The organism is Aurantimonas manganoxydans SI85-9A1, from assembly GCF_000153465.1.
Lineage (GTDB): Bacteria > Pseudomonadota > Alphaproteobacteria > Rhizobiales > Rhizobiaceae > Aurantimonas > Aurantimonas manganoxydans.
Window position 1 is genome coordinate 2598423 of record NZ_CH672387.1, and the last position, 17145, is coordinate 2615567.

Genomic DNA, 17145 nt, shown 5'->3' on the forward strand with positions numbered 1-17145 from the left:
TGACGCGCCGAGAACAATGGCGGCGCCGGTCCGCATCGGCCCGGACCCTGACGGGCCCTTCGGCGCCGAGTCGCGCGGCGGCGCGCACGTCGCTTTCGCAATGGCGGATGTCGCAGCAAAGAGATTGCGCGGCTGCGGCTACCCTAGAGTGAGGGCTGCGGACGGACGAGGCGGCGCAGTCGCTGAAAGTCGCGTTCGGGGCAGTTCCGGGTTCGTCCCGCCATAAGGAATGCGCCATGGCCGATGCCGACGACATCATTCTGGCCGAACTGTCGGACGACGATCTCGTCGCCCAGATGAAGGACGACCTCTATGACGGTCTGCGCGAAGAGATCGAGGAGGGAACGCAGATCCTCCTCGAACGCGGATGGACGCCCTACGACGTCCTGACCAGGGCGCTGGTCGGCGGCATGCAGATCGTCGGCGAGGATTTTCGCGACGGCATCCTGTTCGTGCCCGAGGTGCTTCTGTCGGCCAATGCAATGAAGGCCGGCATGGCCATCCTGCGGCCGCTGCTTGCCGAGACCGGCGCACCCAAGCAGGGCAAGATGGTCATCGGCACGGTGAAGGGCGACATCCACGACATCGGCAAGAACCTCGTCGGCATGATGATGGAAGGCGCCGGCTTCGAGATCGTCGATCTCGGCATCAATATCGACGTCGACAAATATCTCGCGGCGATCGAGGACCACCAGCCGGAATTCCTCGGCATGTCGGCGCTGCTGACGACGACCATGCCCTACATGAAGGTGGTCATCGACACGCTCGTCCAGAAGGGCATTCGCGACGATGTCATCGTCCTGGTCGGCGGCGCGCCGCTGAACGAGGATTTCGCCAACCAGGTCGGCGCCGACGCCTATTGCCGGGACGCGGCGGTCACGGTGGAGACCGCCCGGAACCTGATGGAACGGCGGCACAACCAGCTGTGACGCTGCCCCTGCCCGCTCATCCGGTAGCCGTCCGGGCCCCGGATACGCAAAAGGCGCGGCGACCGTCGGTCACCACGCCTTCTCGAACTGCGGACGGGCGCGTTTACCGGGCGACGTCGTTCACGGCGGCGCCGGTGGCATCCACCGTGTTGCCCACGTCGCGGCCGACGCCGCGCACCGTGTTGGCGCAGGCCGAAAGCGCCAGGGCTCCGGCGAGAAGAGTGGACACGATGGCGATGCGCTTGGTCATTGTGGGGTCTCCGGTTGGCAAATGTGACCGAAAAACGGTGCAGTGCCCCGCTGGTTCCCACTGTGTCCCGGTTTTTGACAGGCGTGGTGAATGTCAGGTCACCGGGCAATGAGTCTCCTGCTGCATGACGGCGTACCGACGTCGGCCGCGCCCGCCCCCGAAACGCTGACGATCATCGCCTGCGGCGCCATCGCCCGCGAGGTCCTCGCCATTCTGTCGGCCAACGGGCTGGCGCATGTCACCGTCACCTGCCTGCCCGCCGACCTGCACAACGCACCGCAGAAGATCGCGCCTGCCGTCGAGGCCGCCATCATGGCGGCCCGCGCAGACGGCGCCGGGCGGATCTTCATCGCCTATGCCGATTGCGGCACCGGCGGTCTCCTCGACGCGGTCTGCGCGCGCCACGGCGTCGAGCACATCGCGGGACCGCATTGCTATGCGTTCTTTGCCGGCAACGCGCGCTTCGCCGCCGATGCGGAGGCGCAGATGACGACCTTCTGGCTGACCGACTTTCTCGCCCGGCAGTTCGACGCCTTCGTCACCCGGCCGATGAAGCTCGACCGCCATCCCGAACTGATCGGCATGCTCTTCGGTCATTACGAACGCGTGGTCTATCTCGCCCAGACCGACGCCCCGGAACTCGACCGGCGCGGACGGGAGATCGCGGCGAAACTGGGGCTCGGCTACGAGCGCCGCTTCGTCGGCTACGGCGACCTGACCGCCGCCATCGTCGCTGCTGCGGCGCCCGTGCCGGAACACGCGCCTGCCTGAGGCCCCTGCCGCCGGCCCGTTTGCGCGGTTCGCGCCGTGGGCGGCGGCCGGCACGGTCATGGCCTATGCGACCTTCGCCGGGCCCGCGGGGATCACGTCTTGATCTTTACAGGGAAAACCCCGATTTAACGCCTTCAAGGGCACAGTGGATCGACGAAGCCCGGTCAGGCGGCAGCGTCGTTCGCGGACCGTTCCTCACACGCGACGGAACAGGCCGCATCATGAGCTTTTCTGAAGTCCCCGTTCCCAGAGCGTCCTCCGTGTCACCTGCCGTCTTTTCCAGCCTCCGACAATCGCTCCGGCGGCGTGGTGCCAAGCGGCAGAAGCGGATTTCGGCGATCCTGCGCGGCCTGTCGCATCGCAACCGTGCCGGCGCAACGATCGGCGAGCTCTCCCAGGCCTTCGACACCCGCTCCTTCGGCGCCTTCTTCATCCTGTTCGGCGGCTTGAACCTCGTGCCGCTGCCACCCGGCGCGTCGATCTTTCTCGGCCTGCCGCTGGTGCTGTTCACGCTGCAACTGGCGGTCGGCCGGCGTCGGCTGTGGCTGCCCGAGCGCATCCGCACGATCCGGATCACCTCCGAGATGCTGGGGCGCGTCGTCACCCGCATCGGACCGATGCTGCGCCGGATCGAGCGGCTCGCCCGGCATCGCTACTGGCCCGAGCCCGAATGGCTGCTGCTCTCGGGCATCGGCTGGTTCTGCTTCGTCATGTCGATCCTGATCGCCATTCCGTTTCCGCTGACCAACATGTTCCCGGGCGTCTCCGTCGCCATCGCCGGCATCGCCATCACGGCGCGCGACGGCCTCTGGCTGATCGCCTCGATCCTCGTCGGCATCGCCTCGACGATCTTTCTCCTCAGCGTCTACGGCGCCGCAGCCCTGGCCGTGATGGGGCTGTTCTAGCCGCCCTACGCCACCCCGGCCGCCGTGGTCGGGCCGCATCAGGACGCCTGTCCCCGCGCCCCGCGCGCCCAATGTCGCAAACGACATCACGGCCCGTCGCGCCCGGCATATCCGCACCGTTTCCATCGGACCACAGTGGGGTCATCGGAGGTGGCGGATGGCAGAACTGCAGATCGTCTACTGGCGTGACATTCCCGCCCAGATCGTGGTGCGGCAGGGTCGCAAATCCGCCCGCCGCGAACTTCCCTCCCGCTTCATCGAGGCCATCGACCGCTGCGCCATGCGCGTCGGCGCGAAGGACAGCGACGCCTATCTCGCCGAATGGCGGCGGGGCTCGTCGCCGGCCGAGGTGAGCGACCTCGAAGCCGAAGCCGAACGGCTGACCCGCGATATCGAACAGAGCTACGATGGCGACCGTCTCAAGGCGCTCGTCGCGAACGAGGGGCGCGAACCATGAAGCCGATCGGATACGACCTGCACGCCGGCCGCACGGCCATGCCCGCCTCCATCGAGATCGCCCCGCGCCAGGCGCTGGAATCGCGCGATCTGCCGGGGCTCTTTCCGCCCGGCACGAAGACCTATCTCTGCGATGTCGGCGTCGATGCGGTGAAGGATTTCGTCCGCGCCGTCCGCCGGGTCCGCGACCTCGGCTATGAACCGGTGCCGCACATTCCGGCGCGCCGCATGCGCAGTCGTGCCGAATTGCGCGATCGCGTCCAGGCCTATGCCGAGGAAGGCGGCGCCAGCGACGTGCTGGTGGTCGGCGGCGGACTGACGCGACCGGCCGGGCCCTACAGCTCGACCATGGAAGTCCTGTCGACGGGCATTTTAGACCGTCACGGCTTTCGCGACATCGGCGTCGCCGGCCACCCGGAGGGGACGCCGGACTTCTCCGCCGCCACCGCCGCCGAGGCGCTGCGGCTCAAACGCGATTTCGCCAGGCGCAGCGACGCCCGGCTGCGGATCGTCACGCAGTTCGGCTTCGACGCGGCGGTGTATCTGCAATGGGCGGAGTCCGTTCGCGCGGCGGGCATCGACCTGCCGATCCATCTCGGTGTCGCCGGCCCGGCGAAGATCGCGACGCTGATCCGCTTCGCGGCCCTCTGCGGCATCGGCAATTCGGTGTCTGTCCTGAAGAAGCGGCCGAGCGCTCTCACCGCGCTCGCCACCTCCCATTCGCCCGAATCCGTCGCCGGGCCGATCGAGCGGCACTGGGCCGAGACGCCCGACACACGCGTCCGGCAGCTTCACGTCTTTCCCTTCGGCGGGCTCGCGGCCTCGGCGCAGTGGCTCTACGGCCGCGGCTCCTGGATGGACGCGACGGCGATCCAGACGGTGGCGGGCACCCGCCAGCACGCCTGACGCCGCTTACCGCGCGACGCCTTCACCGACCGGAGCTTCGGCCATGACCCGCACCATTGTCGCATCCGCCAGCCGCGAGGTTGTGATCGGCTTCAACCAGCCCTTCTGCGTCATCGGCGAACGCATCAATCCGACCGGCCGCAAGATCCTCGCCGCCGAGATGGTCGCGGGCAATTTCGAGACGGTGACGCGCGATGTCCTCGCCCAGGTCGCCGCCGGCGCCACCATGCTCGACGTCAATGCCGGCGTCACCGCGGTCGACCCGAACGTCTCCGAACCGCCGCTGCTGGTCGAGACCATCCGCCTCGTCCAGAGCCTCACCGACCTGCCGATCTCGATCGACTCCTCCGTCTCCCCGGCGCTGAGCGCCGCGCTGGCCGTCGCCAAGGGACGGCCGCTGGTCAATTCGGTCACCGGCGAGGTGGAAAAGCTCGAGGCGATCCTGCCGCTGGTGAAGAAATACGACGTGCCGGTCGTTGCCATCTCCAATGACGAGACCGGCATCTCCGAAGACCCGGACGTGCGCTTCGAGGTGGCGAGGCGCATCGTCCGCCATGCCGCCGATTACGGCATCAGTGCCGCCGACATCGTCGTCGATCCGCTGGTCATGCCGATCGGCGCGATGGGCACCGCCGGCCGGCAGGTCTTCGCGCTGGTCCGCCGGCTGCGCGAGGAGTTGGGCGTGAACACCACCTGCGGTGCGTCGAACATCTCCTTCGGCCTGCCCCACCGTCACGCCGTCAACGCCGCCTTCCTGCCCATGGCCATCGCCGCCGGCATGACCTCTGCGATCATGAATCCCTGCCGGCCGCAGGAGATGGAGGCGGTGCGGGCCGCCAACGTGCTGATGGGCAACGACCCGTCCTGCGGCGAGTGGATCCGCCACTATCGCGACGTGGCGCCGGCGGGCAGCGCGTCCGCTGCGGCCGCCGCTCCTGCCACCGGAGGGGGCGGGCGGCGGCGCGGTGGACGCGAAGGTCGGAGGGCCGCGTCTTGACCGGCCGGCCGTTTAAGCTGCGGATCGTGTCGTTGCGGCGCTTTTTGCAGGTGCGAAATAAAGCTACTGACCGGGAGACCATTTCGCCATCTGGCGCGTTTGGTAGAAACTACCGAACAAGGAACACCCCGCATGAGCCGCAACCCGAACCCCGCGTCCTTCTTCCACGCACCGAAGACGGCGGCGGAACTTACGACGCTGATGCTGATGTCGCCCTTCGTCATCGGCACGCGCCTGACCCAGTTCTCGATGGCCGCCGCGTCGCCGCAGGCCAAGGATCGCGACGAAGTCTCCCGCATGCTGAGCGAAAAGATGCAGGCGGCCGGCGAATCCATCGTGGCCATGAACCTTGCCACCATCGAGGCGATGACCTCGCTCGCCATGGCAACGGTTTTCGGCTCCGGCCGCAGCAGCAACCATGGCGACACGATCCTGTCGGCCGGGCTGAAGCCCTATTCCCAGCGCGTGCGCGCCAACCGCAAGCGTCTCGCCCAGTAAGCCTCAGCCGGAACACGGCGCGCCGATGACCACCGGCGCCGATCCTCTCGTCCTGTTCATGCCGTCCGGCCGCCGCGGGCGTTTTCCCCGGGGCACGCCCGTCATCGAGGCGGCGCGGACGCTCGGGGTCTATGTCGAAAGCGTCTGCGGCGGGCGCGGCATCTGCGGGCGCTGCCAGATCGAGGTCGCCGAAGGCGTCTTCGCCAAGCACAAGATCATCTCGGCCGCCGACCATCTCTCCGCCTGGTCGGCCAAGGAAGCGCGCTACGCCGCCAAGCGGCCTTTCCCACCGGGCCGCCGCCTGTCCTGCTCGGCGACCATCGAAGGCGACCTCGTCGTCGACCTGCCCACCGGCATGGCGGTCAATTCCGCCGTCGTGCGCAAGGCCGTCGACACCCGCGACTTTCCCCGCGATCCGGCCATCCGCCTCCTCTATGTCGAGGTCGCCGAGCCCGACATGCACGCGCCGCTCGGCGATCTCGACCGGATCTTCGCGGCGTTGGAGCGCGATTGGGACGTGGCGGCGCCGATCGTCGATCCGGCGATCCTGCCCGAGGTCCAGGCGATCCTGCGCCGCGGCGGCTGGAGAGTGACCTGCGCCATCGCGCTGGACCGGGACGACGAGCGTCCGCGCCTCATGGGCCTCTATCCGGGCTTGAAGAACGAGGCCTATGGCATCGCGGTCGACATCGGCTCGACGACCATCGCGCTGCATCTCTCCTCGCTGCTGTCCGGCGCGACCATCGCATCGGCGGGGGCGCCCAATCCGCAGATCCGCTTCGGCGAAGATCTGATGAGCCGGGTGTCCTACGTGATGATGAACCCGCAGGGCCGGCCGCAGATGACCGTGGCGGTCCGCGCCGCGATCCAGGCGCTGATCGAAGAGGTCGCGGCGGAGGCGCGCATCGCCACCGACGACATCATGGACTGCGTCTTCGTCGGCAATCCGATCATGCATCATCTGTTTCTCGGCATCGATCCGACCGAGCTCGGCCAGGCGCCCTTCGCGCTGGCGGTTTCGGGCGCCGTCGCCGTGCCGGCCAGCGATCTCGACCTGACGCTGCATCCCGCAGCCCGCGCCTATCTCCTGCCCTGCATCGCCGGCCATGTCGGCGCCGATGCGGCCGCCGTGACGCTGTCGGAAGGACCGCACCGGCAGGACGAGACCATGCTGATCGTCGATGTGGGCACCAATGCCGAAATCGTGCTCGGCAACCGCAGCCGGCTGCTGGCCGCCTCCTCGCCCACCGGCCCGGCCTTCGAGGGGGCCGAGATCTCCAGCGGCCAGCGCGCGGCGCCCGGCGCGATCGAGCGCGTGCGGATCGATCCCCACACGCTGGAGCCGCGCTTCAAGGTGATCGGCGTCGAGACATGGTCGCACGAGCCCGGCTTCGCCGAGGCCGCGCGGGCCGTCGGCGTTACCGGCATCTGCGGCTCGGGCATCATCGAGGTCATCGCCGAGATGTTCCTCGCCGGGATCGTCACCGAGGACGGCGTTATCGACGGCGCGCTCGCCGCGCGGTCGCCGCGGATCGTGCGGGAGGGTCGCACCTTCGCCTATGTGCTGCACGAGACCGCCGACCAGACGATCCGCGTCCTGCAGACCGACATCCGCGCCATCCAGCTCGGCAAGGCGGCCCTTTACGCCGGTATCAAGCTGCTGATGGACCGGTTCGCGGTTCCGCCTGCGCTGGCCGTCCCGGCACCGACCTCCGCACCCGCCGCCGCTTCGGACGATCTGCCGCTCGACCTCGACCCGGCCGAAGCCCCGGCTCTCGCCGACGCTCTGTTTGCCGCGCAGGCCGGCAGGGCCGCCGAGCCGGCCATTTCGCCGCCGCCGCCCCTTCCCGTACCCGAGACGACCGCGACGGCGGCGCCGATCCGCATCGACCGGATCGCGCTGGCCGGCGCCTTCGGCTCCTTCATCGAGCCGCGCTATGCGATGATCCTGGGACTGGTGCCCGATTGCGACCTGGCCAAATGCGGCTCGATCGGCAACGCGGCGGGCGCCGGCGCCCGCATGGCGCTGCTCAACCGCGCCTATCGTCGCGAGATCGAGGCGACGGTCACCCGCATCGCCAAGATTGAGACCGCGCTGGAGCCCGACTTCCAGCGCCATTTCGTCGCCGCCATGGCGTTTCCGAACAAGCTCGACGCCTATCCCGAACTCTGCCGGGTGCAGCCACTGCCCAATCGCGGCGCGGACGGCAGCGTCCTCGCAAATCGCCCGGACACTGCCGGCAGTCCCGTCGGCGACGGGCGCCGGCGCCGCGCCGGATCGCGCGCGCGCGAGCGCCAGGCCTGACCGCAAACGCGGCGACGCTTGCAACACCGGACGCAAATTCAGCCCCGAACGGCGCGAATTTCCGCCGCATCAGCGAGAAACGATCGAAGTTTTGCCCGCCAACCGTTGCGCCGGGACGCGCGGAGGCTTATCCAACGGCATCCATAGCGATGACAGGCGACCCCGAAATCCGCGCAGGCATTGCGCGGCGCCGTACCGACGACCACTGGTGATGATTTGAAGCCCAAGGATACCGATTTCGCCGAACGCCGTAATGCGGCGCGCGATGCAAAGCTGGCGCTGCTGCAGAAGGCCAAGGAGCGGCTGGACAGCCCCGAGGCCGAGCAGGCCCGGCAGGAACGCGCGGAGATCGCAGCGGCCCGTGAGGAGCGCCTCGCCAAGAAGCGCGCCGAAGACGAGGTGAAGGCCCGCGAGAAGGCCGCGCGCGACGCCGAGGCGGAAGCCGAGCGGCTCGCCGAGGAAGAGGCCCGCAAGGCCGAAAAGAACCGGCCGCTGGCGCAGATGGTCGCCGACGAGGCCGCCAAGAAGGCCGAGCGCGACGCCCGCTACGCCGCCCGCAAGGCGCGCAAGGGCAAGAAGTAATCCGCACCCGCCGATCGCCGTCGACTGGCTGACATCGGCGGCCGTTCCCGGCTTGCGAAACCCGTCATTCCACTCCACCTTGGGCCGCGCACGCGATGCGTGAATGGCCCTTGATGCGGAGCGGGCGGTATGGGTCCAGGAAATGCGGGCGGCCGGATCGACAAGTCCCGGCTCGGCGCGAGCGAGGGCACGGGCTCCGGTCCGAAGCGGACCATCGTCTTCCTGCTCGTTCCGAACTTCTCGATGATCGCCTTTGCGACCGCCATCGAGCCGTTGCGGATTGCCAACCGGGTCGTCGGCCGCGAGATCTATCGCTGGCGCCTCGCCTCGCCGAACGGTGAGCCGGTCCACGCCTCCAACGGCGTCGAGGTGGCCGTCACCAGTTCGGTGGAAGCCGAGCGCAGGGCGTTGCCCTCCGAGCACCGGCCATCGATGGTGTTCGCCTGTTCCGGCGTCTTCGTCGAGGACTTCACCGACAAGACCAGCTTTTCCTATCTGCGTGAGAGCCACCAGCGCGGCATCAGCGTCGGCGGCCTGTGCACCGGGGCGTGGATTCTCGCCCGCGCCGGGCTCCTGGCCGACCGGCGCTGCGCCATCCACTGGGAAAACCTGCCCGGCTTCTCCGAGGCCTTCCCGCGGGTCGACGCCTATGCCGATCTCTACGAGATCGACCACAACATCTACACCTGCGCCGGCGGCACCGCCGCCCTCGACATGATGCTGACGCTGATCGGCGAGGATCTCGGCGAGGACGTGGTCAACCGGGTCTGCGAGCAGGCTTTGACCGACCGGGTCCGCAGTTCACAGGATCGCCAGCGCCTGCCGCTGCGCGCCCGGCTCGGCGTGCAGCATTCCAAGGTGCTGCGGGTCATCGAGATCATGGAGGCCAACCTCGCCGATCCGCTGTCGCTGGTCGAGATCGCCGAGGATGTCGGCCTGTCGCGACGCCAGGTGGAGCGGCTGTTCCACCGGGAGATGGGCCGCTCGCCGGCCCGCTATTATCTGGAGATCCGGCTCGACCGGGCCCGGCATCTGCTGCTGCAGTCGCAATTGCCGATCGTCGAGATCGCGGTGGCCAGCGGCTTCGTCTCGGCCTCGCATTTTTCCAAATGCTACCGCGAGCTCTATTCGCGCTCGCCCCAGCAGGAGCGCGCCACGCGTTCGGTCCTCGCCCCGGCCTGACGGGCGGCGCATCACCGCCTCTACGAAGCGCGGAGCTAGAAATCCTCTATCCAGCGGCGCTGCCGCTCCTGCCACTGACGCTCACCGATCAGGCAGTCGCTGCTGGCCGTCTCCTGCACCGGCACCACGGCAGGCACGTGCAGGGCCGGATCGGGCCAGCCATCGGCCAGTTCCATCACCAGCTTGCGGCGGACGGCGGCCGGAAACTGGTCCCATTCGTTGACCGGGATCATGAACGCGCCGGGGCCGCCGATGACGCAATCGGCGTAGTAGCGGTCGAGATCGGGGATCGAGCCCCATGAGCTGAAGCCGCCGGTGGTCATCAACGGCAGCCCGTTGATGACGATGCCGCGGGCGATCGCCGCGTCGCGCGCTTCGGTGACCATGCGGCCCTGGTTGTTCGGCCCGTCGCCGGAAATGTCGATGACCCGCCGCAGGCCGGCATAGCCATTGTTGTCGAAGAGGGTGGCGGCATAGTCGATGGCCGAGGAGATCGAGGTGCGCCGTTCGCGATCCGGCTCCTCCGTCTGCAGGCGATAGGCGAAGCCGTCAGCCGCCTCGCGGGAATCGATCAGCGTCCAGGACACCACGACCGCCTGCGACAGGGTGCCGGCCCATTCGATATAGGCGACGGCGACGCGGCCATGCGGCCCGCCGAGGATCGCCTTCTGCACGTCCTCGCTGCGAAAGGCGGCGGCATAGCCGGCCCGCTGAATCTCCTGTTCGCCGCGATCCATCGACCAGGAGACGTCGACGGCGAGAACCAGCTCGGCGTCGACCCTGATGCCGTCGTCCGGGCTGGCTCCGAGGTCGGAACCGAGATCGCGCAGGCCGCGCTGCTGTGCGCCGGCCGCCGCATGTCCGGTCAGCGCCGCCAGAAGCGCCAGCGCCGCCGACAGGAAGGCAAGGATCAGGGTGCGATGTCCCATTATGGAAGCGTCACGCCGGATGGCCGGCCGCGCAATTCACAAAGGCGTCACCTCGGCCCTCGCCTTCCAGCGAGGCCAATCAGGCCGCGAGTTCACCGCGGGTCGGGTAGCCCTTGTCGACGACGAAGCTCAGCCCGCCGAGGAGATCGTCGAGGCTCGGCCGCGTGAAGGGCACCGTCTGCAGCCACATGGCGTAGATCGTGCCATCCGGGCGAACCACTACGAGACCCGGCTCGGCAAAGCGCGCCGGCTCGGAATCCTGCGCCTTGGAGGAGATGTAGAGGCCCCATTCGCGGGCGCTCTCCTCGCTGAGGCCGTTGCCCACCGGCATGCCGTCGAGGTCCCATTCGGCCTGCTGGCGCTGCATGCGGGTCTCGTCATCCATCGAGACGGCATGGACGTTGAAGCCCTTGGCGCGGAATTCCTCGCGACGCTTCGCCAACTCGCCGATCTGCTTCTTGCAGATCGGGCAGTGAACGCCGCGATAGAAGAAGACCAGCGAGAAGTTCTCGGGATTGTCGTTTGCCAGATCGAGCTGGCCGCCGTCGCTCGTCGCGACCTTGAGGGCCGGTGCCTTGTCGCCGGGCATGGGCGTCGTATGGGGCATGCTATGTCCTTTCGATGATGAAAAACGCCGCCGGCGGCATTGCGCGGGCGGCGGAAGCTGCGCCAGCAACGGGTGGCCGGACGGCCCGTTCCATGTCAGCCGCGCAGACGGACATTCTCCGGGTCGAAGGGACTTTCGCCGATCACCGTAGCGTCGTGGCGCGTGCCGAGGATGCGGATCGTCAGCCGCGTCCCCTCGCCGGCATGGGCCGGATCGAGCATCGCCAGGGCAAGGCTCTTGCCGACCCGCCAGCCGAAGCCTCCATTGGTGACGCGGCCGACCAACACGCCGTCGGCATAGACCGGTTCGGAGCCGCGGGCGTCGGCGTCGGTCACGCCGTGTACCTCGAGGGTCGCGAACTGCCAGCGCAGGCCGTTCTCGCGGGCCGCCACCACGGCGTCCCGGCCAATGAAATCGCCCTTGCTGGGATGAACGAACCTCTCAAGGCCCGACTCGAAGGCATTGTATTCGATCGACAGTTCGCGCGGGATCTGGCGGTAGGACTTCTCCAGCGCCATCGCCCCCATGGCGCGAATACCGAAGGGGCGGATGCCGAATTCGGCGCCGGCCTCCATCAGCAGGTCGTAGAGCGCGTTCTGCATCTCGATCGGGTGGTGCAACTCCCAGCCAAGTTCGCCGACGAAATTGACCCGCAGCGCCGTGCAGGCCACCGGGCCGACCGACAGGGGCTGTCCGGTCAGCCAGGGAAACGCCGCGTTCGACAGGTCGGTGCGGGTGAGCTTCGCCAGCACCTCGCGCGATCTCGGGCCGGCGACGACGAGGACGCCGAGCGCGTGGGTCACCGGCTGCATCGCCACGCTGCCGTCGCCCGGCAGCGCCTTCTGCAGGATGTCGTGGTCGATGCCCTCATAGGCGCCGCCGGAGACGAGATAGTAGCTTTCCGCACCGGCCTTGTAGACGGTGAACTCCGAGCGCACGCCGCCGACCGGGGTCAGGAGATGGCAGAGCGCCACGCGGCCCGGCGTCTTGGGAATGCGGTTGGCGAGAAGGCCGTCGAGCCAGGCGGCTGCGCCCGGCCCGCTGACATAGGCCTTGGCGAAGGGCGTCATGTCTAGGAGGCCGACCCCCTCGTGGACCGCCCGCACCTCGGCGCCGACATGCTCGAAATAGTTGGACCGGCGGAACGACCAGCGTTCGCGGATGCGGCCGGTGTGATCGGCCGGCGCATGATTGTGCTTCATCAGGACGTCGGCGCCGACATCGAGCGCGGCCTCGGGCACCGCATAGCCTTCGGGGGCGAACCAGTTGGCCCGCTCCCAGCCATAGACCGAGCCGAAGACGGCGCCGAGCGCCTTCTGCCGCTCGTAGGACGGCGAGGTCTTCAGCGGCCGGGCGGCGGCGCGCTCCTCGTCGGGATAATGCACCGAGAAGACATTGGCATAGGCCTCCTCGTTCTTGGCGCGCAGATAGCCTTCGCCGGCATAGGGGCCGAAGCGGCGCGGATCGACGCCGGCCAGATCGACGGTGGGTTCGCCGTCGACGATCCATTCGGCGAGCTGCCAGCCGGCCCCGCCGGCCGCGGTGATGCCGAAGGAATGGCCCTCGTTGAGCCAGAAATTGGTGCGGCTCGGCGCCGGGCCGACAATGGGCGAGCCGTCGGGCGTATAGGCGATGGCGCCGTTATAGACCTTCTTGATGCCGACCTCGCCGAAGGCCGGCACCCGCGCGATGGCGGTCTCGATATGCGGCATCAGCCGGTCGAGATCCTCCTGGAAGAGCTCGTATTCGCTGTCGGCGTCCGGCCCGTCGAGATAGCAGCAGGGCGCGCCGATCTCGTAGGGACCGAGCAGCAGGCCGCCATTCTCCTCGCGCATGTACCAGGAGGAGTCGCTCTCCCGCAGCACCCCCATTTCCGGCAGGCCCTGGCGGCGGCGCTCGACGATCGCCGGATGCGGTTCGGTGACGATGTACTGGTGCTCGACCGGGATCACCGGCACGTCGAGCCCGACCATGCGGCCCGTCCGCCGGGCGAAATTACCGGTGGCCGAGACGACGTGCTCGCAGACGATCTCCCCCTTGTCGGTGACGATCTTCCACTCGCCGGAGGGGAGCTGCTCGATGGCGCTGACGGTGGTGTTGCGGTGGATGGTGGCGCCGCGCGCGCGGGCGCCCCGCGCCAGCGCCTGAGTCAAGTCGGCGGGCTGGATATAGCCGTCCTCGGGGTGCTGGATCGCGCCGAGAATGCCGTCGGTCTCGCAGAGCGGCCAGATCTCCTTCAGCTCTGCGGGCGTCAGCAGCTTCACCGGCACGCCGATCGTCTCGGCGACGCCGGCATAATACATGTACTCGTCCCAGCGGTCCTGCGTGCGCGCCAGCCGGATATTGGTGACGTTGGAGAAGCCGACATTCATGCCGGTCTCGTCCTGCAGCTCGCGATAGAAGCGCACGGAATAGCGGTGCAGCTGGCCGACGGCATAGCTCATGTTGAATAGCGGCAGCAGGCCGGCGGCGTGCCAGGTGGAGCCGGAGGTCAGTTCGCGCCGCTCGACCAGGACGCTGTCGGTCCAGCCCTTGCGGGCGAGATGATATAGCGTCGACACGCCGACCACGCCGCCGCCGATAACCACTGCCCGCGCCCGATCCTGCATGACCACCCCTCGTCTGCCAGACTGCCGTAGCGGCGTGTCGAGCCTAGTGGAGCAGTCGGGCGCGCGCGCAGTCTCTTTGCGACATCAGCTGTCGGGCGAACGGCGCAGCCGGACAGCCGACCGACCGGGACCGCCGACGGACCAACCGTCCGGGAAGGTTTTGTTAACCATGTTCGCCGAGGATGCGGTTCCGAGACAGGCTCGCGATGGGACGGATCCGTGACGCTCATTTCCTCCGTTGACCGACAGGATGCCGGAACGGTGAAATCCGCCCTCACCTCGCCACTCATTCTCCTCGCGCTGGTCTGTGCCGTCCTCGCCGTCCTCCTGACCTTGAAGCTGACGCTGCCGATCGGCGCCTTCTACTGGGACCTGTTCATCTATTTCGACGCGGCGAACCGGATCTGGAACGGTCAGCTTCCCGGTGTCGATTTCTTCACGCCGGTCGGCCCGCTGGGCTACTGGCTCTTCGCCCTGTTCGTGAAGCTGTTTCCCGACGGCCAGCCGCTGCTGATCGCGCAATGGTCGCTCATGGCGGTCACCGCACCGCTGCTGGCGCTGGTGCTGGCCGATGTCGACCGCCGCTCGCGGCTCATCTCGCTGGCGCTGCTGGTGCCGTTCCTGGTCTTCCAGATCCTGCCAATCAACGTCGAGACCTATTACAGCTTTCCCGGTGTCGACGGCTTCGGCATCTACAACCGGCAGATGTGCCTGCTGCTCTATGTGCTGACCGCCGGGCTGGTCTTCGCGAGGGGCCGCGCGACGGTTTTGATCACGATCGCCGGTTCGATGCTGGCGTTGTTCCTCGTCAAGATCACTGGCTTTGCCGGCGGCGCGCTGATCTGCGCCTTCGCCTTCGCGGCCGGACGCGTGTCCCTGCGCACCGCGATCGGAGCGCTTCTCGGCTTCCTCGCCGTGCTGGCGCTCCTGGAACTGACGACCGCCGTGGTCAGCGCCTATGTCGGCGACATCGCTGCGCTGGTGGCGCTCAACGAAGGCAGCATCCTGCCGCGCTTCCTGCAGGCCGCCTCGATCCATTTCATGGCCTTCGCGCCGCTGGCGATCCTGACCGCCGCGCTGGGGCTAATCGGGCTGCCCGACATCCTGCACGCAACGACGACGCTGGCCCGCTCGCGGCGGGTCGCCGCCTTGGTGGCGCTGCTCGATCGGGACGTCTTCTGGCTCGGCATGGTGACCTTCGCGGCTTTGTTCGTCGAAACCCAGAACACCGGCGGTCTTGCCTTCATCTTCGTCTGGCCGGTGCTCCTGCGCATTCTGGTGCGGGCCGGCGGCGCGCCGACATGGCGGCTGGCGCTGATCCTGGGCCTCGTTGCTGCCAGCGCCCTGCCGACCTTCGTGCAGGTGATCCATCGCGGCGCCCGCGCCCTCGTCGGGCAGATCGCCTATGTCGATCTCGATGCGCCCCGCCTCGGCACGCTCGCCGCCGTCTCGCAGCGGCCCGAACTGATCCGGCGCGCCGCCGTGATGCTGGACACCTACCAGCGCTTTCCCGAAGCCTTCGACCATCTGGCGGACGAGGAGCAGCTGCCGAGCTTCACCCTCTACAACGAGCCGGATTTCCACCTGACCTGGCTGATGGGGGTCGAGGAAGCGGTCAAGGCGATCGAGGCGCTGGAAGCGGCACGCGGCGTGCGCTTCGAAACGATCATGAACCTCAATTTCGTCAACCCCTTCCCCTGGCTCCTCGATCGGCAGGCGCCGCGCGGCATCGCCATCGGCGCCGATCCGTTCCGCGCCGTGCCAGACCCGGACCAGGCGGTGCTCCGCTCGGTGAAGCAGACCGACCTGCTGCTATACCCGCTCTGCCCGGTTACAGTGGCCAACCGCCTGCTGCGCGACCTCTACGCGCCAGGTCTGGCCGGCCACAGCCGCATTCGGCTCTCACCATGCTGGGACGCCTATGTTCGCGACGACCTGCTGGCGCGGCAGTAGCAGCAGGAGTGCTGCGGCGGTCGCCGCCCGCGATCTGGACGTGGTTCTGCAGCACAGCCGATCGCGCGTTGAGTGGGATCTTGTATCGAGACCGAACGGGTTTCGATAAGACGTCCGGGTCTGCCGCTCACACGTTGAGGAACAAGACATGATGGCAAGCAAGCCCCGCCTCGATATTGGAGAGCAGATGGCGACAGCCCTTTCTCATCGGACGCCCCATTGATCACGCGAGCCGAAACCGCGGAGCATGAACTGCTTTCCGCCCTGGGCTGGAGTTCCTTCTTTGCCGAACAGATCACGCCGGACGATGCGGATCTGCAGCCTGTTCGCATCGCGAGGGTCCACCGCTCGCGCCTCACGGCCCTGTCCCCACGAGGGCCGGTCGAACCGGTCCTGACGTCCGACGTCACGACGAGCCATTTCGCCGTTGGCGACTTCGTTCTGATCGACCCCGCCACCCTGCTTCTCCAGCGCCGCCTCGAGCGACGCTCCGTCATCGAGCGTCGCGTTTCGGGCGGCACGGTTCCGCAGCTTGCCGGGGCCAACATCGACACGCTGTTCATCGTCACATCCTGCAACATGGATTTCAGTCCGGCCCGGCTCGAACGGTATCTTGCCTGGGCCAACCAGGCAGGAATGGAGCCGGTCATCCTGCTGACGAAGGCGGATCTCACAGATGATCTCGACTCCTACGAGCGTCAGGCCCGCGCGCTGCAGCGCGGGCTCGAGGTGGTGATCGTCAACACAAAGTCGAGCGATGCGACAGCCTCCTTGGCGCAATGGTGCAAGCCCGGGCAAACGGTCGCGCTGGTCGGCTCGTCCGGCGTCGGCAAATCGACCCTGGTGAACACGCTTGTCGGCGTGACCGGGGAACCGCAGCAGGAGACCGGCTCCATTCGGGAAGACGACGCGAAAGGACGTCACACCACGACGGCCCGCTCCCTTCATCCGATTGCAGGCGGCGGTTGGGTGATCGACACGCCGGGGATCCGGACCTTGCAGGTCAGTGACGTCGCCGACGGCCTCGACATCCTGTTCGCCGAGATCACGGAACAGGCGGCGCAGTGCCGATTTCGCGACTGCACTCACGCCCAAGAGCCGGGATGCGCCGTCCAGGCGGCGGTGGCCGCAGGAGCCATCGATCGAGAACGGCTCGAACGCTGGCGCAAGCTGCAGGACGAGAACGCCGATAACGATCTCGCCAAGGCCCCCTGGGCCGCCGGCACAGGCGGAAGGCGCAACAAGAGGCGCTGAGATCAGGTTGCG

The 17145-nt window shown here is 68.0% G+C and carries 16 protein-coding genes; 12 read left to right on the forward strand and 4 right to left on the reverse strand.

Annotated features, from left to right (window positions below; genetic code table 11):
* Nucleotides 1-236: 236 nt before the first annotated feature.
* Nucleotides 237-929 carry a cobalamin B12-binding domain-containing protein gene (locus tag SI859A1_RS12290; RefSeq protein WP_009210077.1) on the forward strand — a complete coding sequence of 231 codons (693 nt, stop codon included), beginning with the start codon at nt 237-239 and terminating at the stop codon, nt 927-929.
* 103 nt (nt 930-1032) lie between these two features.
* Here SI859A1_RS12290 and SI859A1_RS21855 read toward each other — a convergent pair whose 3' ends face one another.
* On the reverse strand, nt 1033-1179 hold the full coding sequence (locus tag SI859A1_RS21855) for an entericidin domain-containing protein (protein WP_169513634.1): 147 nt from the start codon (nt 1177-1179) through the stop codon (nt 1033-1035).
* A gap of 108 nt (nt 1180-1287) precedes the next feature.
* On the opposite strand from SI859A1_RS21855, the gene SI859A1_RS12295 reads away from it, so the two are divergent.
* The 9 genes from SI859A1_RS12295 to SI859A1_RS12335 all read left to right on the forward strand — a co-directional run bounded on the left by SI859A1_RS12295 (nt 1288) and on the right by SI859A1_RS12335 (nt 9781).
* A complete protein-coding gene (locus SI859A1_RS12295) occupies nt 1288-1950 on the forward strand; it encodes a DUF1638 domain-containing protein (protein ID WP_050767528.1) in 663 nt (220 codons plus the stop codon).
* A 260-nt stretch (nt 1951-2210) separates the two neighbouring features.
* On the forward strand, nt 2211-2855 hold the full coding sequence (locus SI859A1_RS12300) for an exopolysaccharide biosynthesis protein (protein ID WP_009210079.1): 645 nt from the start codon (nt 2211-2213) through the stop codon (nt 2853-2855).
* 157 nt (nt 2856-3012) lie between these two features.
* On the forward strand, nt 3013-3312 hold the full coding sequence (locus SI859A1_RS12305; RefSeq protein WP_009210080.1) for a virulence factor: 300 nt from the start codon (nt 3013-3015) through the stop codon (nt 3310-3312).
* Nucleotides 3309-4217: a methylenetetrahydrofolate reductase gene (locus tag SI859A1_RS12310; RefSeq protein ID WP_009210081.1), complete on the forward strand. Its 909-nt coding sequence runs from the start codon at nt 3309-3311 to the stop codon at nt 4215-4217. The genes SI859A1_RS12305 and SI859A1_RS12310 overlap by 4 nt, the downstream gene beginning before the upstream one ends.
* Nucleotides 4218-4260: 43 nt before the next feature.
* Nucleotides 4261-5214, forward strand: a complete 954-nt coding sequence (locus tag SI859A1_RS12315; protein ID WP_009210082.1) for a methyltetrahydrofolate cobalamin methyltransferase — start codon at nt 4261-4263, stop codon at nt 5212-5214.
* Between the two features lie 132 nt (nt 5215-5346).
* Nucleotides 5347-5712, forward strand: coding sequence for a hypothetical protein (locus SI859A1_RS12320; RefSeq protein ID WP_050767529.1), 366 nt, complete (start codon nt 5347-5349; stop codon nt 5710-5712).
* Between the two features lie 25 nt (nt 5713-5737).
* Complete coding sequence (locus SI859A1_RS12325) at nt 5738-8017, forward strand: ASKHA domain-containing protein (protein ID WP_009210083.1); 2280 nt, start codon at nt 5738-5740, stop codon at nt 8015-8017.
* Between the two features lie 216 nt (nt 8018-8233).
* Nucleotides 8234-8599: a DUF6481 family protein gene (locus SI859A1_RS21180; protein WP_040325757.1), complete on the forward strand. Its 366-nt coding sequence runs from the start codon at nt 8234-8236 to the stop codon at nt 8597-8599.
* A gap of 243 nt (nt 8600-8842) precedes the next feature.
* On the forward strand, nt 8843-9781 hold the full coding sequence (locus tag SI859A1_RS12335; protein WP_244401160.1) for a GlxA family transcriptional regulator: 939 nt from the start codon (nt 8843-8845) through the stop codon (nt 9779-9781).
* Between the two features lie 35 nt (nt 9782-9816).
* On the opposite strand, the gene SI859A1_RS12340 is transcribed toward SI859A1_RS12335, so the two are convergent.
* From SI859A1_RS12340 to SI859A1_RS12350, 3 genes are all read right to left on the reverse strand, one after another.
* The gene (locus tag SI859A1_RS12340; protein WP_009210085.1) at nt 9817-10710 is read right to left on the reverse strand and encodes a DUF1194 domain-containing protein; all 894 of its coding nucleotides are present in this window, start codon (nt 10708-10710) and stop codon (nt 9817-9819) included.
* Nucleotides 10711-10789: 79 nt separating this feature from the next.
* Nucleotides 10790-11317 carry a peroxiredoxin family protein gene (locus tag SI859A1_RS12345; RefSeq protein ID WP_009210086.1) on the reverse strand — a complete coding sequence of 176 codons (528 nt, stop codon included), beginning with the start codon at nt 11315-11317 and terminating at the stop codon, nt 10790-10792.
* A 95-nt stretch (nt 11318-11412) separates the two neighbouring features.
* Nucleotides 11413-13926 carry a GcvT family protein gene (locus SI859A1_RS12350; protein ID WP_009210087.1) on the reverse strand — a complete coding sequence of 838 codons (2514 nt, stop codon included), beginning with the start codon at nt 13924-13926 and terminating at the stop codon, nt 11413-11415.
* Nucleotides 13927-14187: 261 nt separating this feature from the next.
* Between SI859A1_RS12350 and SI859A1_RS12355 the strand changes: the two genes are divergently transcribed.
* Nucleotides 14188-15879 (forward strand): hypothetical protein, encoded by a 1692-nt coding sequence (locus SI859A1_RS12355; RefSeq protein ID WP_244400987.1) that lies wholly within the window; start codon nt 14188-14190, stop codon nt 15877-15879.
* 219 nt (nt 15880-16098) lie between these two features.
* On the forward strand, nt 16099-17133 hold the full coding sequence (rsgA, locus tag SI859A1_RS12360; protein ID WP_009210089.1) for a ribosome small subunit-dependent GTPase A: 1035 nt from the start codon (nt 16099-16101) through the stop codon (nt 17131-17133).
* Nucleotides 17134-17145: the final 12 nt, after the last annotated feature.